Source organism: Chryseobacterium sp. SIMBA_028 (assembly GCF_046535285.1).
Taxonomy (GTDB): Bacteria; Bacteroidota; Bacteroidia; order Flavobacteriales; family Weeksellaceae; genus Chryseobacterium.
The window spans coordinates 1-450 of the sequence record NZ_JAWRWZ010000056.1; the positions used below are offsets into that span (position 1 = coordinate 1).

The following is a 450-nucleotide window of genomic DNA, read 5'->3' on the forward strand; positions in this document are numbered from 1 at the left end:
CGAAGGCTTGGCGTATTTTTATTATCAACCCGTGGATAACAGCAATACTGACTTGCAGCTCACGAGCTTGGAGATGGCTGAGTCCAAATCTGCGATTATCGAGCTGATCGAAAAAAACGTGATACGTATTGAGCCTATTGTTTACGAAGATTTTTTACCTGTGAGTGCGGCAGGAATTTTTCAGTCGAATCTACGCGATGATAAAAAAAGTAGCTATGAGGGAAATTCAAATCAGCAGGATTTTGAAAAAGCACTGGGTACTCACGTTCAAGATGAATTGGCTTTGTATGAGACGACTCAAGCTCAGAGTTTACAAGATTGTTTTATTGCCTTGCAAAAGACGGCATAAGCGTTAAACACGTATGGTCGGCTCAAAATAGGAAAACCTCTGTGTCACTATTGATAAAAATATTGGCAGCTATCAATGCGTTGTTATTTACTATCGTAGGG

At 40.2% G+C, this 450-nt stretch carries 1 protein-coding gene; it reads left to right on the plus strand.

Going from position 1 to position 450, the window contains the following annotated elements; genetic code table 11:
- Window positions 1–349, plus strand: a 349-nt coding sequence (locus SCA31_RS22505; protein ID WP_410699281.1) for a 2-oxoadipate dioxygenase/decarboxylase family protein, incomplete at its 5' end; no start/stop codon positions are given.
- Window positions 350–450: the final 101 nt, after the last annotated feature.